This window comes from Nocardia vinacea NBRC 16497 (assembly GCF_000308835.1).
GTDB lineage: Bacteria > Actinomycetota > Actinomycetes > Mycobacteriales > Mycobacteriaceae > Nocardia > Nocardia vinacea.
In genome coordinates this window covers 1-4,949 of record NZ_BAGN01000019.1, presented here as the reverse complement: position 1 = coordinate 4,949, position 4,949 = coordinate 1, and the positions used below count along the sequence as shown (strand labels likewise).

Here is a 4,949-nt window from a genome sequence, read left to right as displayed (position 1 = left end):
GGGGGTGGTACGTAAGGTGCGCCTGTGGCCAAGACCAAGTCGATCTTCCGATGCTCCGAATGCCGGTACGAGGTCGCCAAGTGGGTGGGCAAATGCCCGGACTGCGGCGCATGGGGCACCGTCGACGAGGTAGCCGGATCGGCGGCGACCGCGGCATCACCGGTCGGGCGCAAGGCGATGCTGCCGAGCACCGCCGCCGCGCCCATCTCGCATATCGATTCGAAGGTCACCAAGGCCAGGCCGACCGGGGTCGAGGAACTCGACCGGGTGCTCGGCGGGGGCATCGTGCCGGGATCGGTCGTACTGCTCTCCGGTGAGCCCGGTGTCGGCAAGTCGACGCTGCTGTTGGAGGTCGCCCATCGTTGGGCCACTCAGCGCGATGAGAAGTCGCTGTATGTCACCGCCGAGGAATCGGCCGGACAGGTTCGGCTGCGTGCCGACCGGACCAATGCGGTGCACGAAAGGGTCTATCTCGCAGCGGAATCGGATCTGTCGATCGTGCTCGGCCATGTCGAACAGGTGCGCCCGACACTGCTGGTGGTCGACTCGGTGCAGACCATGCTCGTACCGGAGGTGGACGGCACCATCGGCGGCGTCACCCAGGTGCGCGCGGTAGCGGCGGCGCTCACGTCACTGGCCAAGGCGAGCGGCATCGCGGTGCTTTTGGTCGGACATGTCACAAAGGACGGCAATGTCGCGGGCCCGCGCACGCTCGAACATCTGGTGGATGTGGTGCTGCAGTTCGAGGGCGACAAGAACTCCACACTGCGCATGGTGCGCGGCATCAAGAACCGCTTCGGCAGCTCCGACGAGGTCGGCTGTTTCGAATTGCACGACGACGGAATCTCCTGCGTCACCGATCCGTCCGGGCTGTTTCTGCACCACCGCACCGATTCGGTATCGGGTACGGCGGTCACGGTCGCGATGGACGGTAAGCGACCGCTGGTCGCCGAGGTACAGGGCCTGACCGTGCACACCGAGATCCCGAATCCGCGGCGGGCGGTGAGCGGGCTGGACTACAACCGGGTCGCGATGGTGCTGGCCGTACTGCAGAGCCGCGGGCGGGTGTTCCTCGGCAAACACGATGTGTACGCCGCGACCGTCGGCGGTATGCGCCTGCTGGAGCCCGCAGCGGATCTCGCTGTGGCACTTGCCATTGCGAGTGCCGAGCGCGATCAGGCGCTGCCGGTCGGCTGGGTCATCCTCGGTGAGGTCGGGCTGGCGGGCGAGGTGCGCCGGGTCACCGGCCTGGAGCGCAGACTCGCCGAGGCCGAACGCCTCGGCTTCACCACCGCGCTGGTCCCTCCCGGTTTGGCAAGCACCAAGAGCGGCATGAAGATCCACGAGGTGACCGACGTCAAGACGGCCATCCGCCTCGCAGGCCTGCGCAAACAGCGCGCGGCAAGCACCGAAACCGCCCCAGACTTCTGAGCCGACAGTAGCTGTCGCACAACCTGAGTGATCACGCACAGTCAGTGGTTATCACGCACAAGCCAGAGCCTATGCGCGATGACCACTGCATATGCGACAGCGCCCGAGGTCAGGCGATGTTGAAGGGTTCGGCGGCGCTGCGAAGTGAGCCCAGTTGGGCGACAACGGCGTATGCGCCTGGTGGGACCTGGACGCGGTCGCCCGCACAGTTGGGTTGGGAGGTCGAGCCGGACCAGGTGACCATGAAGGCCGCCTGTTCGCCGCGGTTCAGGGTACGGACGTCGGGGGCGCCGTCCGGGTAGCAGTCGGTGCTCGACCAGAGGCGGCGCTGACCGTCGAGGCTGGTCACCGAGACCTGCTGCAGTCCGGAGCCGACATCGCGCGAACAGACCGTGGACGAGATATTGGTGATCACGATGCCGAATACCGGATTCTCACCGGTCTTGTAGGTCGGCTGCTCGACGGTCACCTTCACCGCCAGCGACTGATCCGGGCAGATACCCGCGGCGACCTGGCTGTTGCTCGCGGCAGCAGCGGTAGTGCCGGAGGGCTTCGCGCTGGATTCGCCGGTGCTCGGCGGCGGCGTCGAGGAGGATGCGCCCGCGGGCTTATTCGTCGCCGACGCGGAACTCGTCGCGGCCGCCTTTGTCGTACCGGGCGAATCGCCGCCGCGCGTTACCGTCAATACCAACCAGATCACCAGTGCGAGCGCCACGACCAGAACACCTACGGCGAGCGCGCGGCGTCGCCAATAGATCTCCGGAGGCAGCGGTCCATTCGGTTCCAGCACGGAGTCAACGGTAAGGGCACGATCCGGTACAGCGACTCAGGACCCCGGCGTGTCGGATCGGAAAACCCGCGCACGGCAGGTAAATTCCGCTCCCACCGTTGGATGTCTCGGATCGGCCGTATCAGACCAGCTCACCGATATTGCCGACGACTCGCTGCAACTTGACCTCGCCCTCGGCCAGTTTGTATGTGACGCAGGCGATCGCGCATTCACCCGTCGCAACGCGCTGCGAAATGATCATCGAGCGCTGCATGAGCAGTCGGCTGGTCTCCACCACATGCCTGGCCTCCATCTCGTCGACGGTGGACAGCCCCTCCCGGCGCCCGATCAGAATCGACGGCGTGACTCGCTCGACGACACTGCGGATGAATCCGCCGGGCACCTCGCCGCCGTCCAGCGCGTCGATGGTGGCCTTCACCGCGCCGCAACTGTCGTGGCCGAGCACCACGATCAGCGGCACGTTCAATACCTGCACCCCGTACTCGATCGAGCCGAGCACCGAGCTGTCCACGACATGGCCCGCGGTGCGCACGACGAACATATCGCCGAGGCCCTGGTCGAAAATCAGCTCGGCGGCTACGCGGGAGTCACCGCAGCCGAACAGGATCGCGTGTGGGTGCTGGCCGCTGACGAGCTTGGCCCGGTCGGCCGCGCCCTGACTAGGATGCAGCAGGTTGCCGTTCACGAAGCGTGCATTGCCCTCGCGAAGGGATTTCCAGGCACTGATCGGGTTGGAATCCGGCATACCGACCATTGTGCACATCGCAGTGGTTACCAGCGAGTCCGTTTCGTTACGGCTCGGCAAATATCGACCGGCCGCAGGACAATAGGAACGGTGAGGGCAGTGTCGAAGGGCGGCGCAGCGCAACAGCGTGCAGGCGGAAAACCCAAGATCACGATGGGTACCAACCGGGTGGATGCCGAATCGTTGCTGGACTGGTATCGGGAGACCGCGCGGGATCTGCCGTGGCGACGCAAGGACGTCACCGCCTGGCAGATCCTGATGAGCGAAATCATGCTGCAGCAGACGCCGGTGGTGCGGGTCGAGCCGATCTGGCGGGAGTGGGTCGCGCGCTGGCCGGTCCCCTCCGCCATGGCGGCCTCGTCGCAGGCCGAGGTGCTGCGCGCCTGGGGCAAGCTCGGATATCCGCGGCGGGCGCTGCGGCTGCACGAATGCGCGAAGGTGCTCGCCGAGGAACACGGTGACGAGGTGCCGGCCGATGTCGATGTGCTACTCGGTCTGCCGGGTATCGGCGCGTATACCGCGCGGGCGGTGGCCTGTTTCGCCTATGGACAGCGAGTTCCGGTGGTGGACACCAATGTTCGCCGGGTAGTGGCGCGTGCCGTGCACGGGCGCGCGGAGGCCGGTAATCCGTCGTCGCGCGATCTGCCCGAGACCGAAGCGCTACTGCCGCGCCGAATCGACCATGCCGCAATGTTTTCCGCCGCGCTGATGGAACTCGGCGCGACGGTGTGCACGGCGCGTACGCCCGACTGCTCGCGTTGCCCGCTGCCGCAATGCGCGTGGGTTTCGGCGGGCAGGCCGGTCTCCGATGTGGTGCGCAAGACGCAGAAGTACGAGGGCACCGATCGCCAGGCGCGCGGTCGGCTGCTCGATGTGTTGCGCGACGCGACCGGTCCGGTCGAGCGAATCCGGTTGGATCTGGCCTGGACTCGCGATCCCGGCCAGCGCGACCGAGCTTTGGACTCCCTGCTCGTCGACGGCCTCATCGAACAAACCCCCGACGGGTTGTTCGCGCTCGCCGGTGAGGGCTAGCGCAACCTCATGCCGGAAGGTTCAGGACTTTCCGGAGGAATGCTTCGACTTCGGCGCGGTAGCGCTCCGGTTGGTCGTCGTGCACCAGGTGGCCCGCGTTCGGGATGCGGACGTAGGCGGCGTCCGGGTGGACGTCGGCCATCTGCCGCATCTGGCCCTCGGGGGTGATGGTGAATTCGCCTTCGAGCAAGAGAACGGGCGCTTCGACCGCGCGCCATTGCGCCCAGAAGTCGCGGGTGCCCCACTCCTCGGAGATATCGCGGAAGGTGGCGACCGAACCGTGCAGGCGGTAACCGTCGGGGCCGCGCTCGAACGAGTCGAGAAAGTAGCGACCGGCGACCGGGCCGAAGAAATCCAGCACCGCGTCCGCATCCGGAAACGGCTGCGGCCAGGCCTCGATCATGGCCGCCCAGTTCGCGGCGGTACGGCCGCGGAAGTCGGGGGCGATATCCTCGACCACCAGCGCGCGCACCCGCTCCGGATACCGCGCCGCGAAAACCCAGCCGTGCAGCCCGCCCATCGAATGTCCGATGACCACCATGGGTTCGGAAATTTCGGCGGTGGCCGCGGCGAGGTCGTCGATGAAGGCCTCGGTGGTCAGTTCCACGGGCGCGGGACGACCGTGACCGGCGGCGTCGAAGGTATAGACGTGGCCGAACTCCCGCAGCCAGGACAGGTGATCGCGCCAAGTGCGGGCACTGCCCATCAGTCCGTGCAGCAGCAGGATCGGCACCCCCGCTCCGCCTTCGTCATACAACACTGTGACATTTTGCAGTACCTTTGGCCGCGCCTTCGGCGCGGCGTGTTCGCGGCCCCCTGTGTCTCGCGTCCGAGCCGTCGAGACTCGCGACTTCGTCGCATGCGCTTCGACGACTCGGACGCGAGACGGGCCGCGAACGGGTCGCTCGTAAGACTCGCTCCGTGGTGGTCACCGATGGCGGATCGTTTGGC

Annotated in this window: 5 protein-coding genes; 2 read left to right on the top strand and 3 right to left on the bottom strand. The window is 66.7% G+C overall.

What is annotated here, in order from left to right; translation table 11 throughout:
* The first annotated feature begins 24 nt into the window (after positions 1–24).
* Positions 25–1,431, top strand: coding sequence for a DNA repair protein RadA (gene radA / locus ON44_RS02820; protein ID WP_040686202.1), 1,407 nt, complete (start codon positions 25–27; stop codon positions 1,429–1,431).
* A gap of 109 nt (positions 1,432–1,540) precedes the next feature.
* On the opposite strand, the gene ON44_RS02815 is transcribed toward radA, so the two are convergent.
* Both ON44_RS02815 and ON44_RS02810 read right to left on the bottom strand, forming a co-directional pair.
* A complete protein-coding gene (locus ON44_RS02815; RefSeq protein ID WP_040686201.1) occupies positions 1,541–2,221 on the bottom strand; it encodes a hypothetical protein in 681 nt (226 codons plus the stop codon).
* Positions 2,222–2,342: 121 nt separating this feature from the next.
* Positions 2,343–2,966, bottom strand: a complete 624-nt coding sequence (locus ON44_RS02810; protein ID WP_040686204.1) for a carbonic anhydrase — start codon at positions 2,964–2,966, stop codon at positions 2,343–2,345.
* A gap of 153 nt (positions 2,967–3,119) precedes the next feature.
* Between ON44_RS02810 and ON44_RS02805 the strand changes: the two genes are divergently transcribed.
* Positions 3,120–3,998 carry an HhH-GPD family protein gene (locus ON44_RS02805; RefSeq protein ID WP_040686203.1) on the top strand — a complete coding sequence of 293 codons (879 nt, stop codon included), beginning with the start codon at positions 3,120–3,122 and terminating at the stop codon, positions 3,996–3,998.
* A 7-nt stretch (positions 3,999–4,005) separates the two neighbouring features.
* On the opposite strand, the gene ON44_RS02800 is transcribed toward ON44_RS02805, so the two are convergent.
* Positions 4,006–4,758: an alpha/beta fold hydrolase gene (locus tag ON44_RS02800; RefSeq protein ID WP_040686200.1), complete on the bottom strand. Its 753-nt coding sequence runs from the start codon at positions 4,756–4,758 to the stop codon at positions 4,006–4,008.
* Between the last annotated feature and the right edge of the window lie 191 nt (positions 4,759–4,949).